At 29.2% G+C, this 20,712-nt stretch carries 21 protein-coding genes; 18 read left to right on the top strand and 3 right to left on the bottom strand.

The window, feature by feature from the left end; all coding sequences use genetic code 11:
* Positions 1-10: 10 nt before the first annotated feature.
* From E9099_RS06910 to E9099_RS06895, 4 genes are read left to right on the top strand one after another with little or no spacing between them, the layout of a single operon-like run.
* A complete protein-coding gene (locus E9099_RS06910; protein ID WP_136582949.1) occupies positions 11-979 on the top strand; it encodes an SDR family oxidoreductase in 969 nt (322 codons plus the stop codon).
* Positions 980-1,552, top strand: a complete 573-nt coding sequence (locus tag E9099_RS06905; RefSeq protein ID WP_136582948.1) for an acyltransferase — start codon at positions 980-982, stop codon at positions 1,550-1,552. It begins immediately after the preceding gene.
* Entirely contained in the window at positions 1,549-2,643 is a 1,095-nt protein-coding gene (locus tag E9099_RS06900; RefSeq protein ID WP_136582947.1) for a DegT/DnrJ/EryC1/StrS family aminotransferase, read from the top strand. Before E9099_RS06905 ends, E9099_RS06900 begins: the two co-directional genes overlap by 4 nt.
* 30 nt (positions 2,644-2,673) lie before the next feature.
* Entirely contained in the window at positions 2,674-3,642 is a 969-nt protein-coding gene (locus tag E9099_RS06895; RefSeq protein WP_136582946.1) for a Gfo/Idh/MocA family protein, read from the top strand.
* Positions 3,643-3,681: 39 nt separating this feature from the next.
* Here the strand turns inward: E9099_RS06895 and E9099_RS06890 are convergent, their stop codons facing one another.
* Together E9099_RS06890 and E9099_RS06885 are read right to left on the bottom strand one after the other, a co-directional pair.
* Positions 3,682-4,980, bottom strand: a complete 1,299-nt coding sequence (locus tag E9099_RS06890) for a phenylacetate--CoA ligase family protein (protein ID WP_136582945.1) — start codon at positions 4,978-4,980, stop codon at positions 3,682-3,684.
* On the bottom strand, positions 4,980-6,233 hold the full coding sequence (locus tag E9099_RS06885) for a lipopolysaccharide biosynthesis protein (RefSeq protein WP_168800724.1): 1,254 nt from the start codon (positions 6,231-6,233) through the stop codon (positions 4,980-4,982). Before E9099_RS06885 ends, E9099_RS06890 begins: the two co-directional genes overlap by 1 nt.
* Before the next feature lie 104 nt (positions 6,234-6,337).
* Here E9099_RS06885 and E9099_RS06880 point away from each other — a divergent pair, with 104 nt between their 5' ends.
* The 7 genes from E9099_RS06880 to E9099_RS06850 all read left to right on the top strand — a co-directional run bounded on the left by E9099_RS06880 (position 6,338) and on the right by E9099_RS06850 (position 13,491).
* Positions 6,338-7,594: an O-antigen ligase family protein gene (locus E9099_RS06880; protein ID WP_136582943.1), complete on the top strand. Its 1,257-nt coding sequence runs from the start codon at positions 6,338-6,340 to the stop codon at positions 7,592-7,594.
* A 3-nt stretch (positions 7,595-7,597) separates the two neighbouring features.
* Positions 7,598-8,872 carry a hypothetical protein gene (locus tag E9099_RS06875; protein ID WP_136582942.1) on the top strand — a complete coding sequence of 425 codons (1,275 nt, stop codon included), beginning with the start codon at positions 7,598-7,600 and terminating at the stop codon, positions 8,870-8,872.
* A 2-nt stretch (positions 8,873-8,874) separates the two neighbouring features.
* Complete coding sequence (locus E9099_RS06870; protein ID WP_136582941.1) at positions 8,875-9,972, top strand: glycosyltransferase family 4 protein; 1,098 nt, start codon at positions 8,875-8,877, stop codon at positions 9,970-9,972.
* The gene (gene wecB, locus E9099_RS06865; RefSeq protein WP_136582940.1) at positions 9,969-11,060 is read left to right on the top strand and encodes a non-hydrolyzing UDP-N-acetylglucosamine 2-epimerase; all 1,092 of its coding nucleotides are present in this window, start codon (positions 9,969-9,971) and stop codon (positions 11,058-11,060) included. The genes E9099_RS06870 and wecB overlap by 4 nt, the downstream gene beginning before the upstream one ends.
* A 4-nt stretch (positions 11,061-11,064) precedes the next feature.
* Positions 11,065-11,247: a hypothetical protein gene (locus tag E9099_RS06860; protein WP_136582939.1), complete on the top strand. Its 183-nt coding sequence runs from the start codon at positions 11,065-11,067 to the stop codon at positions 11,245-11,247.
* Between the two features lie 207 nt (positions 11,248-11,454).
* Positions 11,455-12,186: a hypothetical protein gene (locus E9099_RS06855; protein WP_136582938.1), complete on the top strand. Its 732-nt coding sequence runs from the start codon at positions 11,455-11,457 to the stop codon at positions 12,184-12,186.
* Positions 12,187-12,192: 6 nt separating this feature from the next.
* Positions 12,193-13,491 carry a carboxypeptidase-like regulatory domain-containing protein gene (locus E9099_RS06850; RefSeq protein ID WP_136582937.1) on the top strand — a complete coding sequence of 433 codons (1,299 nt, stop codon included), beginning with the start codon at positions 12,193-12,195 and terminating at the stop codon, positions 13,489-13,491.
* A 3-nt stretch (positions 13,492-13,494) separates the two neighbouring features.
* Here E9099_RS06850 and E9099_RS06845 read toward each other — a convergent pair whose 3' ends face one another.
* Complete coding sequence (locus E9099_RS06845; protein WP_136582936.1) at positions 13,495-14,256, bottom strand: LamG domain-containing protein; 762 nt, start codon at positions 14,254-14,256, stop codon at positions 13,495-13,497.
* Between the two features lie 137 nt (positions 14,257-14,393).
* On the opposite strand from E9099_RS06845, the gene E9099_RS06840 reads away from it, so the two are divergent.
* From E9099_RS06840 to E9099_RS06810, 7 genes are read left to right on the top strand one after another with little or no spacing between them, the layout of a single operon-like run.
* Positions 14,394-15,626, top strand: a complete 1,233-nt coding sequence (locus tag E9099_RS06840) for a glycosyltransferase family 4 protein (RefSeq protein ID WP_136582935.1) — start codon at positions 14,394-14,396, stop codon at positions 15,624-15,626.
* Complete coding sequence (locus E9099_RS06835; RefSeq protein WP_136582934.1) at positions 15,619-16,815, top strand: hypothetical protein; 1,197 nt, start codon at positions 15,619-15,621, stop codon at positions 16,813-16,815. Before E9099_RS06840 ends, E9099_RS06835 begins: the two co-directional genes overlap by 8 nt.
* A 57-nt stretch (positions 16,816-16,872) precedes the next feature.
* Positions 16,873-17,571 carry a PIG-L deacetylase family protein gene (locus E9099_RS06830; RefSeq protein WP_136582933.1) on the top strand — a complete coding sequence of 233 codons (699 nt, stop codon included), beginning with the start codon at positions 16,873-16,875 and terminating at the stop codon, positions 17,569-17,571.
* A gap of 11 nt (positions 17,572-17,582) precedes the next feature.
* Positions 17,583-18,146: a sugar transferase gene (locus E9099_RS06825; protein ID WP_136582932.1), complete on the top strand. Its 564-nt coding sequence runs from the start codon at positions 17,583-17,585 to the stop codon at positions 18,144-18,146.
* Positions 18,147-18,148: 2 nt separating this feature from the next.
* Entirely contained in the window at positions 18,149-18,991 is an 843-nt protein-coding gene (locus E9099_RS06820) for a formyltransferase family protein (RefSeq protein WP_136582931.1), read from the top strand.
* Positions 18,984-19,553 (top strand): sugar transferase, encoded by a 570-nt coding sequence (locus E9099_RS06815; RefSeq protein ID WP_136582930.1) that lies wholly within the window; start codon positions 18,984-18,986, stop codon positions 19,551-19,553. Before E9099_RS06820 ends, E9099_RS06815 begins: the two co-directional genes overlap by 8 nt.
* A 7-nt stretch (positions 19,554-19,560) precedes the next feature.
* Entirely contained in the window at positions 19,561-20,682 is a 1,122-nt protein-coding gene (locus tag E9099_RS06810) for a DegT/DnrJ/EryC1/StrS family aminotransferase (RefSeq protein ID WP_410523973.1), read from the top strand.
* Positions 20,683-20,712 lie beyond the last annotated feature (30 nt).

The following is a 20,712-nucleotide window of genomic DNA, read 5'->3' as shown; positions in this document are numbered from 1 at the left end:
AATAATAACTATGATTATCAATAAAAAAGTTTTAGTTACAGGAGGTGCTGGTTTTATCGGTTCTAACCTTGTAGACCAGCTTTTGAAAAACAATAATATAGTTATTTGTTTAGATAATCTTTCGACGGGGCATAAAAGAAATATAAAAGATAATTTAGCAAACCCAAATTTTAAATTTATAAAAGGAGATATAAGAGATTTAGAAACTTGTGTTTTGGCTTCTAAGGATGTTGATTTTATATTGCATCAGGCTGCATTAGGATCCGTTCCTAGATCCATAAAAAACCCAGTTGCAAGCAGTGAAGTTAATGTTTTAGGTTTTGTTAATATTTTATGGTCGGCAGTAACTAACAAGGTTAAAAGGGTGGTATATGCTGCCAGTTCTTCCACTTACGGCGATAATATAGAATTACCAAAGGTAGAAGACAATACTGGTGATCCGTTATCTCCTTATGCTGTAACCAAGTTAGTTAATGAATTGTATGCGAAAATATTTGCAAAAACATATAATATTGAAACAGTAGGGCTTAGATATTTTAATGTCTTTGGACCAAAGCAGGACCCTAATGGTGATTATGCTGCGGTCATTCCTAAGTTCATTAATTTAATTAAGGAAGGACATTCTCCAATAGTCAACGGTGATGGATTACACTCAAGAGATTTTACATACATTGATAATGTTGTTCAAGCAAATCAACTAGCAGCAACTACAACAAATTTGGAATCGTTAAATAAAGTTTACAATATTGCTTGTGGACGAGGTACAAATCTCAATCAATTAATAGAAGTAATAAAAAGTGAAATAAAAGAGAAGGGGATTAACACGACAATGATAAAAACTATATATGGGCCAGAAAGAGTTGGAGATATAAGGCATTCTTTAGCTAGTATAGATAGAGCTAAAATGCTATTGGGATATAATCCCACAATTACTTTTGATGAAGGTATAAAATTAACTATAAAATCTTTTTTTAATTAAATGAAATATTTTGCACATCAAACAGCTATAATTGATGAAGGCTGTCAAATAGAAGAAGGAACAAAAATATGGCATTTTTCTCATATAATGCCAAATTGTAAAATTGGAAAAAATTGTAATTTAGGACAAAATGTTGTAGTTTCTCCAGAGGTGATATTAGGACATAATGTAAAAGTTCAGAACAACGTTTCAATTTACACAGGAGTTATATGTGAGGATGATGTTTTTTTAGGACCTTCCATGGTTTTTACAAATGTAATTAACCCAAGAAGTGCTGTAAACCGAAAAGACCAATATTTAAAAACAACTGTTAAAACGGGAGCTTCCATAGGTGCTAATGCAACAATAGTTTGTGGCAATAATATAGGTAGATTTGCGTTTATCGGTGCTGGTACTGTTGTAACTAAAGAGGTCGCTGACTACGCGCTAGTCGTTGGTAACCCAGCAAAGCAAATTGGTTGGATGAGTGAATATGGTCATAAATTACAATTTAGTAATAAAGGTACGGCAATTTGTCCCGAAGGTAATCAGACATATAAATTAGAAAATAATAAAGTAACAAAAATAAAATGATAATTGATTTCGCGAATTTAAAGTTAGCCTATAAAGATCATAAAGAAGAATTTGAGGCTGCAATGCTAGAAGTTGGAGCTTCTGCTGGATATATAATGGGACCTAAAGTAAAAGCTTTAGAAGAAAAGCTAAAAAAATTTACAGGAGCAAAATATGCAATTTCTTGTTCATCAGGTACAGATGCATTATTGTTAGCAATGAGGGCTTTAAATATTAAGCCAGGAGATGAAATAATAACGACGCCGTTTACTTTTATTGCAACGGCAGAGACTATAGCTTTTTTGGGAGCAACTCCTGTTTTTGTAGATATTGATGAATCTTCATATAATATTGACGCGAATAAAATTGAAGAAAAGATTACGGATAAAACAAAGGCAATTATGCCTGTATCATTATATGGTCAAGTAGCAGATATGGATGCGATTAATGCTATTGCTAAGAAATATAATTTACCAGTAATAGAAGATGCTGCGCAAAGTTTTGGAGCTACTTATAATTCAAAAAAGAGTTGTAACTTAAGTACAATTGGATGTACTAGTTTTTTTCCAGCAAAACCATTAGGTTGTTTTGGAGATGGAGGAGCTGTTTTCACAAATGATCTTGGGTTAGCAAACAAAATGAGTAGTCTAAGATTACATGGGCAAACTAAAAGATATTATCACCAGTATATAGGCATGGGAGGAAGGCTCGACTCTATACAGGCGGCTATACTTAATGTAAAATTAAAATATTATAACAAAGATATTCTAGAAAGACAGAGAGTAGCTAAAACGTATACTAATTTATTAGGTGATGATATAATTAAACCAACTATATCGTCTAACAAAACGTCTGTTTGGGCGCAATACTCAATAAGATTGAAAAACAGAGAAGAAGTACAAGAAAAATTAACAGAAAAAGGAATTCCCACAGCAATACATTATCCTCTACCTTTACATTTGCAGCAATGTTTTGATTATTTGGGATATAAAAAAGGAGATTTTCCTTTTTCTGAAAGAGTGGCTAATGAAATAATTAGTTTACCAATGAATCCTTACCTTACAACTAAAGAAATTGAATACATTGTAGAAAATTTTAAAGACAGTCTATAATAATTCATTAAGAACATAAGAACAATAAACATGAAAAATTTCGCATTAATAGGAGCCTCTGGCTATATTGCTCCAAGACATTTAAAAGCTATAAAAGAAACAAATAATAACTTAGTTGCTGCCTACGACAGATTTGATAGTGTCGGGATAATGGATAGTTATTTTCCAGATGCAGATTTTTTTGTGGAATTTGAACGTTTTGATCGTCATTTAGAAAAATTGAAATATGAAAAAAATGTTGATTTAGATTTTGTTAGTATATGTACTCCAAATTATTTGCATGATTCACATATTAGAACTGCTTTACGTCATGGGGCGGATGCTATATGTGAGAAACCACTAGTTTTAAATCCATGGAATATTGACGCATTAAGTAAAGTTGAAAAAGAAACAGGTCAGAAAGTATATAATATATTACAGTTGCGTGTGCACCAATCGATTATTGATTTAAAGAAAAAAATTGAAAACGCACCTAAGGATAAAATTTTTGATGTTGACTTGACTTATTTAACTTCTCGTGGTAATTGGTATTATACCTCTTGGAAAGGAGATAAATCAAAATCGGGTGGTATTGCTACTAATATAGGTGTTCATTTTTATGATATGCTATCTTGGATTTTTGGAGATGTAAAAGAAAACATTGTTCACGTACATGAGCATGATCGTGCTGCTGGTTATTTAGAGTTAGAAAGAGCGCGTGTAAGATGGTTTTTGTCAATTAATGAGGATGTATTGCCTGATGATATTAAAGCCAAAGGACAACGTACTTATAGGTCTATTACAATTGAAGGAGAAGAGTTAGAGTTTAGCGGAGGTTTTACAGACTTACACAATAGGGTTTACGAAGGTATTTTAGATGGTAAAGGTTATGGTTTGGAAGATGCTAGGCAAGCTATCGAGATTGTACATAATATCAGACATGCAGAAGTAAAGGGACTAGTAGGAGACTATCATCCATTCGCAAAAAAGGCATTATCTAAGCATCCTTTCTCAAAATAGTAAAGAAGGGCATTATATTATTAATATAATGCCCTTTTCTTATTCTTTAATTATAAATTTATGCTTGTTGGCAGATTTTATAAAATCGTCGGTATAAATAAAATTAATATCTAAACCTTTGTCAATATTAGAAGTTAAAGATTCAATTATATACTTTTCTTGTTCCAAATTGTATCCTTTTCCTTTTAAAATACGTATTTCTAAAGACTGGTTTTTCTTTTGTATTATTTGGTATTTAATAGCGTCAATTTTACCCATTAAAACAGTAAGAACAGGACTACTTATTGTTTTATCATTAATAGTAATATAATCTGTTGTTCGTCCTCTTAAATCTATTAATTTTTTACGACAATTCTTATCTCCTAGTATTTGAGTACCATTATCGCCAGTATCATATCTTATAAATGGTAAAGCATAATTGTATAATGACGTTGCAATTATTTTTCCATTAGTATTGTACACGTTTTCTTGTTCATTTACAATTTCTAGTATACTTCTTTCAGTATCAATTATAAACTCGTTATTTTTATTAATTTCATAAGCAGAAACACCGCCATCATTTAATCCATAATTGTTGTAAACTTTAGTGTTAAAAGCAGTTTCAATTAATTGTCGTTGTGCTGGTAATAACATTTCTGCAGTAGAGAATACGGACTGGAATTTTAAATCTTTATTATTGTCTAAACAAAATTTTGCAAATAAGACTAAAGAGCTTGCATAGCCTCTAAAAAAATTAGGCTTCCATTTGTTTAATGTATTATAGTATAGTTCTAAATCGTTATTATCAACACCAAATGAAGAAAACTTTTTATAATTTAGAATTACATTATTTATTTTAGACGATATACTAGTTTTGTTTTTTACCAGAGATCCACCGGCTAAAACAGCAATTTTATCACCTGGATTATAACCACCTTGATTAAGACCTCTGTAAAGTAGTGCAACCCCTCTAGAGTAGTCGTCTACACTCATTTTATATTTAAGAGGCTCTCCTGTAGATCCCCCTGTGGCACCAGAAACAGTTTTTTTGTCATAGTTTCTTGGGGAAAAATCGTTATAATTATTTAAGATTATTGCTTTATCTAAAAGGGGGATTTTTTGTAAGTCTTCTAGAGATTTAAAGTCTGAAACTTCCAGCTTAAGTGTGTTAAATAGCTTATCGTAATAGGGTACATTTTTTTTACAAAAAACAAATAGGTTATGAAAAGCTACTAATTGCTCTTGTTCTAACAAGTCTAAAGGTTTATTGAAATTCTGCTTAAAGCCTTTGTAGTAATTAAAATCATTTCTGCTTTTAATTTTATAAGATAAATCAATAAGTAAAGATGTGTTTTTCATTATTTAAATTTATTAGAATTTTTTGAAAGGTTTAATAATATAAATAATAATATAAAATTAAAAACAAAACCGACAATACCGTAAAATATAATCGAATATTTAGGGTCATTATACAGTCTATAACCTAAATAAAGAGCTATTCCTCTAAATATAAAAAGGAAAAGCTCATAAATAAAATAAGGTTTTTGTTTGCCTAATATTAGAACTAAAGAGCTAATGGGGGAGTTAATAAAAACCAAGAAAAACCATGGTATTAGATACTTAGTATATTCTCCCGCAACTCTCCATTTTTCACCAAAAACAAAAGCAAATATTTGTGGCGCAAAAAAGTAAATAAAAATATAAGGTATTAATCCAATAAAAAACAAATATTTAGCAGTCTTAAAGGTTATTGAGTATAAAGACTCTTTTTCATTATGTTTTTTACTTGCTTCTCTATAAAACACTTGCTGAATTGATCCTATTATCATTCCCATTGGCGCTTGAATAATTCTTACTGACCAAGAGTAAAAACCTGTTATTTTGGCACTAAATAAATTTTCTAGTAAATATAATGGTAGGTTATTTGAAAACGAGTTTAGTACTGCATTTGGCATTGTATATAAAGGAAAATCTTTGTTCTCTCGTAAAGAGTTTTTTAGTTCATTTTTATTAATTGGTAATAGTTTTGGTGATTTTTTTCTGGAAGTAAAAACGAGAAATAATGAGGATAGTATAACACTTAAAACACGACCCAATAATAGTCCCAAAGAACCTAAAATAGAACAGGTTACCTGTATAAACCCCATTATTACCCCCTGTAATACCTTACCTTTAGAAATTGCAAAGTAAATATCGTTTCTATTTAACCAATAATTATAAGTTTGGAAGGCTGCTAAAAAAAGAGAGGTTAAAGGAATAATTAATATCCAGTTAGAAATACTTTGCAACCCTAAAATGTTTCCAATTGACTTTTTAAAAAGTAGAAGGATTAATAATGAAATTGCGGATATTATTACAGAAAAAGCTAATGATAATTTTAAAATTGAATAACTATCTTTTTTGTGTTTTGGTATAAGTATTGCTAATTCTAACCTTCCAGTACTTAAAATTGCTAAAATATTAACAGTGGCAAAAAAAATGGTGTATACACCAATTTCACTTGGCGAATAAATACGTGTTAATATTGGGCTAATTAAAACAGGAATTGCTTGAGCCAAAGCGGTCCCGCTTAACAATGTTAAAACATTTTTTAAAATTTTATTTGAATTCAAATAAAGTAGAATTAGTTACAAGTGTCAAATTTATTCAAAAAATCAACAACGTCCTTAGTTAAAGAGTATTTAATACAATAAATTTGCATTTCAATTATAAGTAAATGAGTTTTTTTGTAAATCTAAAAGATAAAGTAAATATTAATTTATTGTATATGTTTGCTCTATGTATTCCATTAGGTCAAAAATTATCCACTTATGTATTAATTATTTGGATTTTATCATCTTTGGTTTTTATCAAGCAATCAAAAAAAGTCTTTAATAAAAGGCTTTTCTTATTACCTGCATTATATTTTGTTTACATTTTATCTCTAACTTATACAGAAGAATTTAGTTTAAAATTTTTTGAGCAAAAAGGAACACTGCTAGCCTTTCCTATAATTTTTTATTTAAATGGTTATAAATATAATTCTAAAATATTTAATAGAGCTCTGTTTTTTTTTGTTATTGGTTGTGTAATTTCTGTTTTTTATTGTTACAGTTTTGCATTATATAATTCAATAGATTTTATTGATAATACAATAGTATTTAAGCCAGAAATAAATCCTGAATTAACTTTTATTGAGTCTTCTGTAAAAGGTGGAAATTATTTTTATGGAAATTATTTTTCAGTTCTACATCAGACTGTATACTATGCGATGTTTTTATGTTTGGCTATTTCGATATTACTTTTTAAACCAAAAACAATCAAAAACAGGGCTTTTAATCTTTTAGTAATTATAGTATTTAGTATTACTGTTTTCCAAGTTTCATCTAGAGCAGGAGTTGTAACTTTAATTATGCTTACTTTTATCTACGTGTATAAAATTTTTAATAAAAAACTATTTAAATTAATATCTGTATTAATTTTGCTTATAGCACTGCCTTCTTTATTAATTTTAAATCCAAGATTAAAAAACGCCTCCAAAAACGTTATTTCAAGTTTTGTGAGTTTTCACAATGAAGACATCGGTAGTTCTTCATTAAGGCTAATGACCTGGGATGCATCATTACAAGTCATTAAAAAAAATATAATTATTGGTGTTGGAGTAGGAGATGCTTATAAAGAATTAAAGGAAGAGTATAGAAAAAAAAGATATGTAAAACCATATAGAGATAGCTTAAATTCTCATAATCAATATTTTCAGTTACTTGTTGAGTGTGGTTTAATTGCTTTTTTACTGTTTTTTACTCAGCTTTTTAGTTTATACAAACAAGCTGTGTTAAGGAAAGATATTAAAATGATTTTAATGGCATTTTTTATAATTATAAGTTTTAATTCAATGTTTGAAAGTATATTTAATCAGTATTCTGGTATTATGTTTTATAGTTTTTTCTTTTGCCTACTAATAAATAACAATAAAAATTTAGAAGTTTTATAATTAATGAGAATATCAATAGAAAAATATAGACTACTTAAATTAGCAATAATCTTTTATTTTGCATTGTCGTTTTGCTTTTTCAATGTTTTAAATGAATATTGGAGTTTAAGGAGGTATTCTCATTATGCAGATGGTATATCATTTCAAAATATAAGTTATTCAAAATATTTCATAGCGTCATTAATTGTAATATTTAACGCATGGTTAATTAATGCTATTAAAATTAAGGATTTTATATACAATATCTTGTGTTTAATTTTTATTGTACTGTTAACGCCATCTGCAATTTTATTTTCTATATCAAGTAATATTGATGGTAGAATTTTCTTTTCTCATAATTTATTGTTTTATGGTATTCTTTTCTTTTCGTTAATTACAATTAAAATACCGATTAGAGAGTTTAGCGCCAAAAAATCATTTTTCCTGCTTTTTTTAATAACCATAATAGGCGTGGTTCCTTATTTACGTCTTATGCCTTACATTGATTTTAGTAATTTACTTTTGAAAAATATTTACAAAACAAGATTATTAATAAAAGAAAATGCTGATATTTATTTTGGTTATACTTATGGTTGGTTTAATCGGTTTATTATTCCTGCATTGTTTGTATTTGCAATTTATTTTAAAAACCGAAAGTTAGTTGTGTTTTCCTTTTTGTTATTAGTTTTTTTATATCTTCTTGGGGCACATAAATCTGTACTTTACGGTACTATTTTTGTTTTGTTTACTTATAGACTAAGTTATTTGAAAGTTATAAGTCTCGTGTTTAAAGTGGTGTTAATTACTATTCTACTAACCTATATTTCATCTAGGTTTTTTAACAACGACATAATTGGTGTTTTCACACTTAGAAGAGCCTTTTTTACACCTGCAGTATTAGATTTTGCGTATTTTGATTTATTTAATGATAATTCTCAATATTGGTCAGAAGGTGTTTTAAAGGGCATAACAGATTACAAATACGATAGGCCCCACCCTTTTGTTATTGCTGACAAATATTTTAGGCTTAAGGATATGGCAGCAAACAATGGAATCGTTTCTGATGGATTTATGAACGCAGGATTAATTGGTGTTTTTATTAATGTTTTTATTGTATCTGTATATTTTTCTATTATTAATAAATTAAATATTAGTAGTAAATTTTTTGGTTTGTTTATTTTTCTATTTGTTTCTATAATTAGCTCATCTTTGACTACAATTTTATTAACACATGGCGGAATAGTATTACTATTTATATCTGCATTTTTTTTAAAAAACACTCATGAAAAACTTAAATAATTATGAATAAAATTTGTCACCTAACCTCGGCACATGCCAGAGATGATATTAGAATTTTTAAGAAAGAGTGTATTTCTCTTAAAAATAACGGCTACAATGTATCCTTAATAGTTGCTGATGGAAAAGGGGATGATGTGGTTGAAGGCGTAAAAATATATGATATAGGAAAATTAGAAGGGAGACTTAATAGATTTATTAAAACTACAAAAAAAATTTATAAGAAAGCAGTTGAAATAAATGCTGATTTATATCACTTTCATGACCCAGACTTAATGCCTGCTGGTTTTAAATTAATAAAAAAAGGTAAATATGTTATTTATGATGTACATGAAGATTTACCAGGACAAACTATGGGTAAACCTTATATTAAGCCGGTTTTTAGAAAACCAATAGCTCTAGCATTAAAAACCCTTGAACATTTTTTCTCAAAACGATATAGTTATATTATAACCGCAACACCTCATATAAAAAGCTTATTTGACAATCGTAACAAAGCCATAGATATTAATAACTATCCCTTTAAAAATGAACTTTTATCAGAAGAGAAGAATTACTTAGAAAAAAAACAAGAAGTATGTTTTGTAGGTGCTATTTCTGAAATTAGAGGGCTTGAACAAGTTGTAAACGCAATGGATGGTTTAGATGTTAAGTTAAATTTAGCAGGAAAAAGTAATCAAGTTAGTTTTAGGGATAAATTAACCAAAACTAAAGGATGGAATAATGTTAACGAGCTTGGTTTGGTAACAAGACAAGATGTTAAAACTATTTTAGCAAACTCTAAAGTTGGAATTGTCACCTATTTACCAAGTCCTAACCATATATATTCTCAGCCCAATAAATTATTTGAATATATGTCGGCAGGAATCCCTGTTATAGCGTCTAATTTTGATTTATGGAAACAAATAGTTGAGGATTACGATTGTGGGATTTGTGTAGATCCAGAGTCGTCAGAAGAAATTAGAGCGGCCATTAAAGAGCTTATAGACAAACCTAAGAAAGCCCAAAAGATGGGAGAAAATGGTAAAAAAGCTGTAATGAATAAATTTAATTGGGCTTCTGAAGAGAAGAAATTAATAAAATTATACGAAGAAATATTATGAAAATAGTAACGGTAATAGGTGCAAGACCACAGTTTGTAAAAGCAGCAATAGTAAGTAAAGCAATTGATGACCACAACAAAGAATCTGACAATAAAGTAGAAGAATTAATTGTACACACAGGTCAGCATTTTGATGAAAATATGAGTAAAATATTTTTTGATCAAATGAAAATTAGAAAACCAGATTATAACCTAGAAATCCATAGCCTCTCTCATGGTGCGATGACTGGACTTATGATGTCTAAGATAGAAGAGATATTAATAAAAGAGAAACCAGATTGGTTATTGGTATATGGAGATACTAACTCTACTTTGGCTGGTGCTTTAGCAGCAAAAAAATTACACATAAAAGTCGCACATGTAGAAGCAGGTTTAAGATCTTTTAATAATAAAATGCCAGAAGAAATTAATAGAATTCTAACCGATAGAATTAGCGACATTTTATTCTGCCCAACCCAAAAAGCAGTAGACAATTTAGATAAAGAAGGCTATAAAAACATAGATTCTGTAATAGAACTACCAGGAGATGTAATGAAAGATGCAGCTTTACATTACAAACAGTTTGCAGAAAAACCAGAAGATTTATATTTACCAGATAACTTTATCCTTTCTACAATCCACAGAGCAGAAAACACAGATAATTTAGACAACCTTAAGTCTATATTTAACGCTTTAAGCGATATAGCTAAAGAGTTAGCAATAGTAATACCATTACACCCAAGAACTAAAAAGATATTGGCTAAAAACAACATTAAAATAGATAGTAACATCATTTGTATAGACCCAGTAGGTTATTTACAAATGGTCTACTTGCTCGATAAGTGTAAATTAGTAATGACAGATAGTGGTGGTTTACAAAAAGAAGCTTATTTCTTTAATAAACCATGCATTACATTAAGAGAAGAAACCGAATGGGTAGAACTTTTAGACAATGGGTATAATGTTATTGTTGGAAGTGATGAAGCGAAAATTTTAGCAAGTTTTAATAGTATTAAAGAAAATAACTTTAAATTAGTGATTAAAGAAGAGTTGTATGGTAATGGAAAATCAAGTAATGCTATCTTAAAAAGCTTAATATTAAATTCTTAATAAAATGAAAACGAACAGCTTATTTACAACAATAATTTTAATGTTTACTGTAGTATTAATTAGTTGCTCCTCTGATGAAACTCAAGAAAGTGAACCAATAGTATTACCACCAGATTTAACTAATGAAATTACTATTTACAATAATACAGCAATTTTAGATGCTACAGACTTAACAGGTAGTCAATAAGAAGGCGCTATTTTTAAGTGGAAGTTAATAGAAGCACCTAATAATTTTGATTGTTATAAATCAGATTGTCATCATTATATAGATGGCCCAACAGGAATTTTTATTGATGAGGTTTTAACCTATTATACAGATACTCCAGAATTATCATTTTTAGCTAGACAAATAGGTGGATATACTATTAATTTAAAAATTTTAGATGAAAATGAGGTGGAATTATCCTCTAATGATTTTACTATAAATGTATTAAACGAAATACCAGAATTTTCATATAATAACATCTTTACTGAAGATTTTTCTTCTATTAATAGCTGGGTTTTAGATTCATACTCTAAGGAGCAATTTCGAGAAGACAACCCTCTTGTCGGCTACATTTATCAAGGGAATTCAGAAGGTGGTGGAATAACAATTAATAATAGCTTAGCAATAGAAACAGGTTCTTATCTTTATAGAACTGCAAGTAAGAATATTGATAATCTTAATATAACTGAAACAGACAATTTAAAAGTGTCTATACAATTACAAGGAGAATTGTTTACAAGTAGATTACACTTTTTTGATGGCGAACAAGATATTGGTGATTTTATTGTTCAAATCAATGATTATAAAATTAGTTTTAAAGACTATAGTAGTGTTTGGTGGTGTGATTATTTAGAAGGACAGAAAAGAGAATTTTTTTTAAATAGATACAATTTATCTAACAGAGATTTAGATTTTTATATTTATTACAACGGAAGTAGTGTGCCAGAACTGAAAATTATTTCAGATCACATAAACATTACAGAACGTTTTAAAATAGAATATAATCCATCAACAGTAAACAGTATTACTTTTCAAGTGCATTCTGACACTAGTGACTACAGTGGTGGTGGTGTTTTAGAACCAGAGAATAGAGCTCTTAATTTAACAAAATTAGAGATTAGTAAGTTTAATTTAAACTAAATAGTTATGAGAAAAATAATAATTTTACTAGCATTAGTTGCTTTTAGTTGTTCCAAAGAGGATAATCAATCTTCTAATTATACCATTTCGGGTATTATTAAAAACCAAACAATCCCTGTTGTTAATGCAGAAGTAAGTCTAGATAACTTAATACAGTTTTCAACTACAACAGATACAAATGGTTATTTTGAAATTACTAACGTAAGTCCAGGAGATTATAATTTAGAAGCAAAAAAAGGGATAGAAACTGGAGGTTTTACCACTATTAGTGAAAGGGTTGTGGTTTCAAATAGTAATATTAATCTTAACGAAATTCAATTACCAGAACCCGTAATACTTAATGAGGCTCTAATAGTTAGTAGTATTGATGGTAATACAGTAACCTTAAATTGGAGCCAATACACAGGTGATGACTTTAGAGAATACAAACTATACAAACATGATACTAGTGGAATTGACGAGAACACAGCTGAGTTAATACATGTAACAACGATTAGTAATGAATTAGAATTTACACTTCAACTTCCTCATAACTCCAACACTTATTTTAGAGTATTTGTTTTAGATGAATTTGGACTACTTGGTGGTAGTAATATAGTAAATGCATCCATAGGTAGTTATGCATACAACGAGGAGATTACAGTAAACATTACTAATGAGTATTATCTTAATCCAGATGAAGAACAAACGCTATATTTTGAAGCACAACAAGGAGAAGCATATGCCATACAGTGGATTGATAATATAGTTGATGACAGTTATTCTGCCGCAAGTTTAGTAGTTTCCGCATATAACCAAGACGGAACAAATTATTATTTTCAAAACGAAAGATTAATTCCAATGACTGGATCACCAATGCCAATAATTGCACCAGCCAATGAACGTGTGTATTTAAATATAAAAGGAGATGACACTTATATACCTGTTAGTGGTACATATGGTGTAAAAATCACCAAACTAACATCAAGTAGTTATAATTTAGACACCAATTATAGTGTTGGAATGGATTTAGGGGAAACAAAACTATTAGATTTTAATGCAGAAGCAAATAAAAACTACAAAATTACCTTAACAAGTACAGTTCCATATGGTGCATATGGAGATGGAATACAAACACATTTTAGTGTGTTTAAAGAGTCTTCATCCACTTTTTTAAACTACAAACAGCCTTTAACAAATCTGTGTTGTTCAACAGCTATTGAGTATAATTTTAACTCTAATATTAACCAAAAAATCTATATTATTTTTGATGGTGCTTATTGGATAACACCTAATAATATAGATTTAATTGTAGAGGAGATATAGAAATTATTCATTAAGCATATTAACCTCTTCCTTTGTCAATGCTCTATTATAAATTCTAAAGTTATCATAAGTACCAGGTGTGTTTATAAATTTATTAGGCTTAACTTCATTTTTACCAATAAATAAATCGGTATTGTAAACATCAAGTTGCCCTTCAATAGCTCTACTATTTTTAAGTACACCATTTACATATAACTTCATAACCAAGCCATCATAAGTAGCTGTAATGTTATACCAATTGTCAGGTGTCCATGTGTTAACGGCAGTTTTAATCGAGCTGTATTTACCATTAATAGACAGACCAAATTTAAATACACCCTTAGATTTGATATACTCGTTTCCTGTGACATTTAAATGGTATTGGGCAAAAGGAGCACCGCTACCAGAAAACGGTTTAACAATTATTGGGTCATTACCACTACCTTTAAAGGATATAGGTTTGTACCATATTGACAGAGTTAAACCTTTTTTAGGGTTTATGTTATCATGATTTTCTATTTTCACATATTCGCTTAACCCATCCATGGATAAGGCTTTTTTCTTGTTTCCAAGTCTGTTTTCAGTATATGTACCTACTACTTCATCGTAATCTCCTTCTTTTCTAATACCGTCAAATAATAGTTCATACGATAAACCCTCAATAGTTATTTTTTTTTCTTCAATTACTACATTTGATTCAGTAGTGTTTTTTTTATTTTCTTTTTTGTTACCACAAGAAAAACATGTTAGCGCAATAAAAGCGATTGTTAATGTGCTTAATTTCATTTATTTAGTTTTAAATTTTCTCAAAGGTAATAAATTACGTTAAATGGTGACTTAATATCCTTAGTTTAAAAACTACTCAGTTTTATTTAATCAAATATGAAGAATAGTTTTATTTTTGTTTCAATAAAATATTTTAAATGAAAAAAAAATCAGTTTGGCTTATAAATCAGTATTTGTGTACTCCGGAGCTTAATGGAGATGGTCATAGGCATTCTTTTTTAGCAGAAGAATGGAAAAATAAAGGTTATGACGTAACACTTATTACCTCTTCTTTTTCACATGTTCCTTTTAGAGAAAATAAATTTAAAGGGATCTTTAAAATAGATAATAGTAATATTAGAACGCTTTTAATAAAAGGTAATAAATATTCTGAAACCCAAGGTTTTAAAAGGGTTTTAAGTTGGTTGGTTTTTTGTTTTTTTTTGTTTTTTATTCCAACCAAAAAAATTCCTAAACCAGATATAATTATAGTTTCTTCTAACTCTTTACTTCCGATTTTAAACGTGATTTTTTACTTTAAAAAAAGATTTAAAAAGGTGAGATTCATTTTAGAGATTAGAGATATTTGGCCACTTACACTGATAGAAATAGGTGGTTTTTCTAAAAAAAATATTTTTATTAAAGTTTTATCTTGGGTGGAAAGACTAGGTTATCAGAAAGCAGATTATTTAGTTTCTTTATTAGAATTTACTGATAAACACATTAACACGGTATTAAAACATAATAATTTTAATTATAAATGGATTTCTAATGGTTATCAATTGCAAAAAGCAGGCTATTATAATAATATACCGGAGGCAACATTATTAAAAATACCAAAAGATAAATTTATTGTTGGTTATGCTGGTTCTTTGGGTAAAGCAAATGCAATGGAGTTTCTTATAGATGGTTTTAAAAAACTAGATAAAAATGTTTATAGTTTATGCTTGTTGGGTATTGGTGATGAAATGCATAGTTTAAAGAAAAGAGCAGAAGGGTATGATAATATTGTTTTTTTAGGTAAAGTTAAAAAGGCTCAGGTACAATCCTTTTTACAGGAATGTGATTTGTTGTATCTCGGTATTCGGGATTTGCCTTTATATAGATTTGGGATTTCAATGAATAAGACTTTTGATTATATGTTTTCAGAAAAACCTATATTGCTTTCAACATCTGCACCAAAAAATATTGTTGAAAAAGCAAATTGTGGTATGGTTGTTCTTCCTCAAGATATTAATACTTTGGTTGAGAAAATAAAGGAATTTAAAAATATGAACTTTATAGAAAGTATTGAAATGGGAAAAAGAGGTAAAGTAAGTTTGTTAAAGCATTTTACTTATGAGAAATTAGCAGATGACTATATCTTAATATTCGAATCACTTTATGTCTAGTTTAAAGTCTGTTCTAAATAAAGAATGTGGTATTGTCTTTTTGATTTTCTTTCTTTTTTTTATTGAGCTATTTGCTACTATATATTTAGAATATTCTTTATCTACTAGCACAAGGTTAGTTGGTGGGTATAAAATCCTTTTTTTATTTACTATTTTTTTTGTAGTGAAACTTAAAAAACTTGATAAGAGTAGTTTTGTAGTACTTATTTGTTTAGCCTCTCTATTTGTAATAAATCAATTTTTATTAAACCCAATCCTTTATAAAACCATCGATGTTAGTTTTTTGAAAGGAAGTGTTTATTATGCATACCGTTTTTTATATATTTTTATTTTTATTCTTATTTTTAAGACAACAACAAACTATGTCTTAATTGCAAAAAAAGTTTTAAAGCTGATTGAATATCTTCTTTTTTTTAATGCTTTTTTAATTTTGATAGGTTTTGTAACTGATTTGGATTTGCTAGCATCTTATGCTAGATCACCAAGGTTTGGTAGTGATGGAGTATTTAATAAGGTTAATGAAACATCCTATTTATATATAATTTATATTATATCTTTGTATTATAAATACATCAAGAAGAGGAAAGGTTTAGGAAAACTTTTATTTATAATTATAGTTAGTTTTTTTCTAGGGACCAAGACTGTTATTTTGTTTTTAGTTTTGATTTTAGGAGTGCATATTTTTTTAGTTTCATCAATTAATAAAATTATAAAAGGATTTGTAGCAACTGTTGCAATAGTAGGGGCTTTTTTGTTTGAAGAGATAGCTAGATTTTATTTTAAGTTAATTCCTTTTTGGAATAATTTACTAGATCAATATAGTATTACTTCTCTTTTGTTTTCAAAAAGAGACTATTTACTTAAAGATAATTTAGAATATGTTGGGTTAAATTGGGATTTTATAAATTATTGGATAGGAGGGGCTTTTTATACCGAAGATTTCAGAATTACTCAGATGGATGGGCCTGATTTGCTTTTGTTTTTTGGAGTTGTAGGGGTGTTACTATATTTATGGCTATTTTATAGGCATTATTTAGTTGCTGGTAATCTTATATATAACAGTTTAATTATGGCAGTTTTAATTTGCGGATTGCTAAGTGGTGGCTTTTTTCTTAGTGTAATGGCTATGATATACTTATTTTTGTTATCAACTATGATTGGAGAAAAAAACATATATTTCAATAATTAAAAGATTTTCCTTTAAAAATAAATACATTAGAAACTATTGGGTACTTAATAAAAAATAATGATAACAACTTCTAAAAAAATTTATCTGACAGTAACAGCGCATCCAGACGACGAAGCTTTAGGTTTTGGCGCAAGCTCTTTTGTATTGTCTCAAAAAGGACATAAAATATTTAATTGTATCTTATCTGGTAAAGTAGATGCTAGAAGGCATAGGCCAGACGAAGATAAATTAAAAGAACATACTGAAAATGCTCAAAAATTTATGGGTGCAGAGCCTGTAATTCTAGGAGAATTTCCCAATATTAAATTTAATACGGTACCACATTTGGACCTCGTACAATATATAGAAGATGTTATAGATCGAGTACAGCCAGATGTTATTATTACACATCATCCATACGATTTAAACAACGATCACTACCATACTTCTAAAGCATGTCAAGCAGCAGCTAGACTATTTCAAAGAAAACCATGCAAACCGCTTACAGGATTGTATTTTATGGAGATACCATCATCTACAGACTGGGCTTTTCCTGTAGATGGTCAAAATTTTACACCAGATACCTTTATAGAAGTTGGAGAAATAGGTGTTGAACAAAAATTAAAAGCACTTTATGCTTACGAAGGTGTTATGCGTCCTTATCCTCATCCTAGAAGTGATGAAGCTATTAAGGCTTTAGCAACTTTAAGAGGGTCGCAAGTAGGTCGACACTATTGTGAAGCCTTCCAAACAGCGATGAATATTATTGAACCTTAAACATCAAATAAATGTTTTTACTATTTAAAAGACTACTAGATGTTTTTGTGTCTATTTGTTTAATAATTTTTCTTTTTCCGTTATATGCAATAATTGCACTAATAATTTTTTTACAAGATGGCGGTACACCAATTTTTAAACAATTAAGAGTTGGGTATGGAGGCAATAAATTTATGTTTTATAAATTTAGAAGTATGCCACTTAAAACACCTAATGTAGAGTCTCACGAAAAAGGAAAATTAACTATTACACCTTTTGGTAAGTTTATTAGAAGATCTAATTTAGACGAGCTTCCTCAGTTTTTTAACGTATTAAAAGGAGATATGAGTTTTATTGGGCCAAGACCACCAATACCATCTCAAAATAAATTAATAAAATTAAGAAAAGAAAATAAATCCTTATTTTTAAAACCTGGACTTACAGGTTGGGCACAGGTAAACTCTTACGATAATATGCCTGAAGAAAAGAAAGCACAATTCGATGGCGAGTATGCAAGTAGAATTTCTTTAAAAATGGATTTCTTAATTTTACTTAAAACAGTAGTCTATTTTACTAAAAAACCTCCAACATATTAATTATGAAATTCGCATTTGTAACCTGTGTTCAAATTGGACTAAGTTGTATGAAATCTATTTACAATAGTAATGGTAAATTAGATTTAATTATCACTATTCCAGATGAAAAAGCTAAGAAAAAATCTGGTAGAATTTATGTAGATGAATTCGCTAATAAACATGACATTCCGGTCTTAAAAGTAAATCATATAAACGATGATATTGCGATAGAGACAATTATAGCACACGATATCGACTGGTTATTTATAATTGGATGGTCTCAAATAGCATCAGAAAACGTAATACATGCGCCAAAACTTGGAGCGATAGGCGCGCACCCAACACTATTACCAGTTGGAAGAGGTCGTGCTGCTATTCCTTGGGCTATTATTAAAGGGTTAGATAAAACCGGAGTATCCTTTTTTAAAATGGATAAAGGTGTTGATACTGGCTTAATTCTAGGTCAAGAAATAATTCCTTTAAGTGAAAAAGAAACTGCAACTACACTTTATAATAAAGTAAATACAGCGCACGAAGATTTCATAAAAGTATTATATAAAAAATTAGAAGAAAATAAAGTGGTTGCTTTAAAACAAGACGATAGTAAAGCAACGTATTGGGAGGGTAGAAAACCTGAAGATGGAAAAATACTACTAAACATGTCTTTAGATAAAGTAGATAAATTAGTAAGAGCAACAACAAAACCTTATCCTGGAGCTTTTATTATTGATGGAGACTATAAAACGATTATTTGGGAAGGCGTACCTTCTGAAAAGAAAATGGATAATGACAGTTATTTAGAGCTTAAACTATATAATGGCTATTTTTATGCTACAAATTTTGAAAGACAATTAATTCTTGACTAAAACTCAAAAAAACGTAAAAAGAGGTTTTGATGTTGTTTTTGCTATATCAGCTTTGACTTTTTTTAGTGTCATAATTATTATATTAATACTACTTTCAATTTACTTTTTTAACCAAAAAGGTGTTTTCAGGCAAGAAAGAATTGGCTATAGAGCGAGACCGTTTACCATATATAAAGTAAGATCAATAAATAAAACAAGTAGCTGTAAAAAAGGAGCTCGCCAATATGGTTCTTTTATTAGGCGCACAAAATTAGACGAGTTGCCACAGTTTTATAATATACTTATAGGAGATATGAGTGTTGTTGGTCCTAGACCAGACCTACCTGGTTTTGCAGATAAGCTAACAGGAAATAATGGAATTATTCTATCGGTCAAACCAGGACTAACAGGTCCAGCTTCAATTTATTTTAAAAATGAAGATAAATTGTTAGAAAAACAACAAGATGCAGACCAATATAATTTAAATGTTATTTGGCCCAAAAAGATAGAGATTAATAAAATATATATACAAGAATATTCTTTTTTAAAAGACTTATATTATATTTTGAAAACTGTTTTTTAATAGTATTATGCGTAAAATTCCTTTATCATCATCTCACCTTGGCGTACAAGAATTAACTTTTATTACAAAAGCTATAAATAATAATGAGCTTACTAAAGGCGAAAACTTAGAAGGCTTTGAAGCCGATTTAGAGCTTTATCTTAAGGAAGATCGTTATGTTGCAGCGTTATCATCAGGTACTGCAGCCATACATTTAGCATTATTGCAATTAGGGGTCACTTTAAATGACGAAGTAATTTGCCAAACCTTTACCTTTTGCGGGTCGTCCAATCCTATCGCTTACCAAGGCGCTACGCCGGTTTTTGTAGATAGTGAGCCTGAGACTTGGAATATGTGTCCTAACCATCTAGAAACGGCTATAAAGGATAGAATTTCGAAAGGTGTAAAGCCAAAAGCAATTATCATTGTTCATTTGTATGGTATGCCTTCTAAAATTGATGAGTTGTTAGAAGTTGCTGCAAAATATAAAATTCCTGTTGTGGAAGATGCAGCAGAAGCTTTGGGATCTACTTATAAAGGTAGACAATGTGGTACGTTTGGAGATTTTTCTATACTATCGTTTAACGGTAACAAAATTATAACAACTTCTGGTGGAGGAGCTATGGTTTGTAATACAGAAGAGGATAAAAAGCAGACGATCTTTTATGCTACACAAGCAAGGGATAATGCGCCACATTATGAGCATTCTAAAATAGGCTATAATTACAGAATGAGTAATATTAGTGCAGGAATAGGCCGTGGACAAATGGAAGTTTTAGATAAACATATTGGGCTGAGAAGAGATATGAATGCGTTTTATGTTAACTTGTTTAAAGGGATCAAAGGAGTTGAAGTTCAGAAACAACCTAACAGCGATTTTTATTCTAATTTTTGGTTAAGTTGTATATTAATTCATAAAGACGCGCCTTTTACAAAAGCACAGTTTCAAAGTGCTATGGAAGCTGCAAATATAGAAACTAGACCGTTATGGAAACCTATGCATATGCAACCAGTCTTTGAGGGGGCTTTGTATTTTGGTGATAAATTAAGTGAGGCCTTATTTAATAAAGGGTTGTGTCTGCCAAGTGGTTCTAATTTGGAACAAAAGGATTTGGACAGGATTACTAAAGTCGTAAAAGACTTGTTGTAAATAAGTATATTCCTTTCACATCTTGGCTTT

It is taken from the genome of Psychroserpens sp. NJDZ02, assembly GCF_004843725.1.
GTDB lineage: Bacteria > Bacteroidota > Bacteroidia > Flavobacteriales > Flavobacteriaceae > Olleya.
The sequence above is the reverse complement of the archived record's forward strand: the minus strand, read 5'-3'. Positions and strand labels throughout refer to the sequence as shown.

What these genes read in the sequence shown, in the direction of transcription:
- E9099_RS06910 (WP_136582949.1), top strand. Translation starts at nt 11, where the DNA reads ATGATTATCAATAAAAAAGTTTTAGTTACAGGAGGTGCTGGTTTTATC.
- E9099_RS06905 (WP_136582948.1), top strand. Translation starts at nt 980, where the DNA reads ATGAAATATTTTGCACATCAAACAGCTATAATTGATGAAGGCTGTCAA.
- E9099_RS06900 (WP_136582947.1), top strand. Translation starts at nt 1,549, where the DNA reads ATGATAATTGATTTCGCGAATTTAAAGTTAGCCTATAAAGATCATAAA.
- E9099_RS06895 (WP_136582946.1), top strand. Translation starts at nt 2,674, where the DNA reads ATGAAAAATTTCGCATTAATAGGAGCCTCTGGCTATATTGCTCCAAGA.
- E9099_RS06890 (WP_136582945.1), bottom strand. Translation starts at nt 4,980, where the DNA reads ATGAAAAACACATCTTTACTTATTGATTTATCTTATAAAATTAAAAGC.
- E9099_RS06880 (WP_136582943.1), top strand. Translation starts at nt 6,338, where the DNA reads ATGAGTTTTTTTGTAAATCTAAAAGATAAAGTAAATATTAATTTATTG.
- E9099_RS06875 (WP_136582942.1), top strand. Translation starts at nt 7,598, where the DNA reads ATGAGAATATCAATAGAAAAATATAGACTACTTAAATTAGCAATAATC.
- E9099_RS06870 (WP_136582941.1), top strand. Translation starts at nt 8,875, where the DNA reads ATGAATAAAATTTGTCACCTAACCTCGGCACATGCCAGAGATGATATT.
- wecB (WP_136582940.1), top strand. Translation starts at nt 9,969, where the DNA reads ATGAAAATAGTAACGGTAATAGGTGCAAGACCACAGTTTGTAAAAGCA.
- E9099_RS06860 (WP_136582939.1), top strand. Translation starts at nt 11,065, where the DNA reads ATGAAAACGAACAGCTTATTTACAACAATAATTTTAATGTTTACTGTA.
- E9099_RS06850 (WP_136582937.1), top strand. Translation starts at nt 12,193, where the DNA reads ATGAGAAAAATAATAATTTTACTAGCATTAGTTGCTTTTAGTTGTTCC.
- E9099_RS06845 (WP_136582936.1), bottom strand. Translation starts at nt 14,256, where the DNA reads ATGAAATTAAGCACATTAACAATCGCTTTTATTGCGCTAACATGTTTT.
- E9099_RS06840 (WP_136582935.1), top strand. Translation starts at nt 14,394, where the DNA reads ATGAAAAAAAAATCAGTTTGGCTTATAAATCAGTATTTGTGTACTCCG.
- E9099_RS06835 (WP_136582934.1), top strand. Translation starts at nt 15,619, where the DNA reads ATGTCTAGTTTAAAGTCTGTTCTAAATAAAGAATGTGGTATTGTCTTT.
- E9099_RS06830 (WP_136582933.1), top strand. Translation starts at nt 16,873, where the DNA reads ATGATAACAACTTCTAAAAAAATTTATCTGACAGTAACAGCGCATCCA.
- E9099_RS06825 (WP_136582932.1), top strand. Translation starts at nt 17,583, where the DNA reads ATGTTTTTACTATTTAAAAGACTACTAGATGTTTTTGTGTCTATTTGT.
- E9099_RS06820 (WP_136582931.1), top strand. Translation starts at nt 18,149, where the DNA reads ATGAAATTCGCATTTGTAACCTGTGTTCAAATTGGACTAAGTTGTATG.
- E9099_RS06810 (WP_410523973.1), top strand. Translation starts at nt 19,561, where the DNA reads ATGCGTAAAATTCCTTTATCATCATCTCACCTTGGCGTACAAGAATTA.